Raw genomic sequence first — 1,938 nt, 5'->3', positions numbered from 1 at the left:
TTCCACCTAGAAAAAATGCGAAACCATGGAAAGATACAAAGAGTAGCTCGCTAGAGCGAAATGAATTACTTCGAACAGTTAAACGTTTAGGCAGGACATTATGGAAAAAATGGTCAGGCTATCATCGCCGCAGTTTGGTGGAAACCAAGATGCATTGCATCAAATTATTAGGCGATAAATTAATGGCAAGAAGCTTTCCTAGTCAGGTGAATGAAATTCATGCACGTGTAGCAGTCCTCAACAGATTTACGGAATTAGGTCGACCACTTACCCAAGTTACGCCTTAAATTTGGCTCAATTAGGGGCGCTTTGCATTTCAAATCTTTGTGCAACAAAGCCGTTTAATAAAGAAGATGTACGCCAGTGTCTGGAATATGCGTTGCAGGTGCGCCGTCGTATCAAAGAGCCGCTGAAGAAAATTGGTGGCATGGAATTCTATGATGTTCATTTCAGCTATATCGATAATGATACCTTAGAAGAACATTTTGTATCGGTAAAAGAGCAGGGTGGTGGTGGACTGATTCCCGAAGGTCCAGCCAAGCCAGGTTTCTTATATACCATCGGGCTCAGTAATAAAGGCATGCCGAGGTTATACCGCTTAGAACTTCAAGTCACCAAAGGTTCAGGAAAGCTGGCGACATCAGGCTTATGGAATTCAAGTAGTGCCAAGGAGCAGGACAAAATTGCATTTGACTACTTCAAGGCCAATGCATCCCGGATCTCGGGTGGCAGTAAGGTGCTGGAACATGACTTCCACTTACATGTGGTGGAATTACAGAATACCGGCCCGCTCAGCCATCTTGCTCTGCCAAGTTTAGTGGCTTTTGCTTCTGGCCTGTTAGGACGATCGGTACAAAGTCAGATGGTGGTACTGGGTGATATGAGCTTGGGTGGTTCTGTGACACCGGTGGAAAGTATTGCTGAGTGTCTTCAGGTGGCTTTTGATGCGGGTGCCAAGAAGGTTGCTTTGCCAATGAGTAGTGCGGCAGATATCCCAATGATTCCTGTGGAACTGTTTATCAACTTCCAGACCAACTTCTATGCGGATCCTGTGGATGCGGTATTTAAAGCTTTGGGTGTGGATTGAAGGTAGTCGTATTTTAAGATGATGAAATGGCTCTTTATAAATATTTAACAATATCAATAGATTGATGAATAAAATAACTGAGCCATTTTTTTAAATAGGGTGAAATTTTGCTGCCTGGAAAAGCGATGGTATTTGATAGAGATGAGAGCAAGTGAATAAAGTTGTTAAAAAACAAATCGCTTTTTTGATTGTCCTGGTTTGTGGTGTCGGCTTCTATAATTATAAGACGACACAACCACGGCAACAGCCTGATGAATCAATACAGCGAGCTCAACAAAGAGAAGCGGAGTTTATGCAAAGAAGGGCTGAATATATTGCGAAACATGGTGAACCCAGTGCTGTTGCGCAGAAAATGGATGAGGCATTTGCTCACAAGAATGGTACCCAGCTCATTGAACCACCCTCTACAATCCTTAAGGACTGAATAAATTGACGATTCAATTGCTCGATCAAGCAGGGCAGCCAGACATTGGCTCATTTTAGGCGCTTGGAGCGAGGAATCCATCAATCTGCTGTAATTCAAACCGTCCGCTTCGACACTCACAAAAGTGCGTATTCTAAAAGCGGAAATTTTTACTTTGGAGCAACCGGACATTTCTATTTGGGGCTGACACCCGAATTTTGTATATGAGGGTTTATGTTAAATAAAAGATATTTATTATTTCTTCAAAAGTAAAAAACTACCTAACAGGCTAATGCTGATCAGTTAAGAATTTCAGAACTAAAATTATGTTCAATAACACATAAAATTAGATCAATTAAAATTCAAAAATAAGGAAATTTAGATTTATTTTTAATCTAAATTTCCTTAACTGACTGGCATTAACCTAACTGGCGGTTTTTTATCACAT

Annotated in this window: 2 protein-coding genes and 1 pseudogene; all 3 read left to right on the top strand. The window is 41.0% G+C overall.

Annotation, left to right across the window (positions count from 1 at the left end):
• A partial coding sequence (locus FTV48_RS14610; protein ID WP_139846388.1) for a transposase occupies positions 1–287 on the top strand: 287 nt, incomplete at its 5' end.
• 53 nt (positions 288–340) lie between these two features.
• Positions 341–1,087: pseudogene (locus FTV48_RS14605) on the top strand (S16 family serine protease); the annotation flags it as partial.
• Positions 1,088–1,238: 151 nt separating this feature from the next.
• Complete coding sequence (locus FTV48_RS14600; RefSeq protein ID WP_005093629.1) at positions 1,239–1,511, top strand: hypothetical protein; 273 nt, start codon at positions 1,239–1,241, stop codon at positions 1,509–1,511.
• Positions 1,512–1,938 lie beyond the last annotated feature (427 nt).

This window comes from Acinetobacter sp. YH18001 (assembly GCF_013416975.1).
GTDB classification, from domain to species: Bacteria; Pseudomonadota; Gammaproteobacteria; order Pseudomonadales; family Moraxellaceae; genus Acinetobacter; species Acinetobacter pseudolwoffii.
The sequence above is the reverse complement of the archived record's forward strand: the minus strand, read 5'-3'. Positions and strand labels throughout refer to the sequence as shown.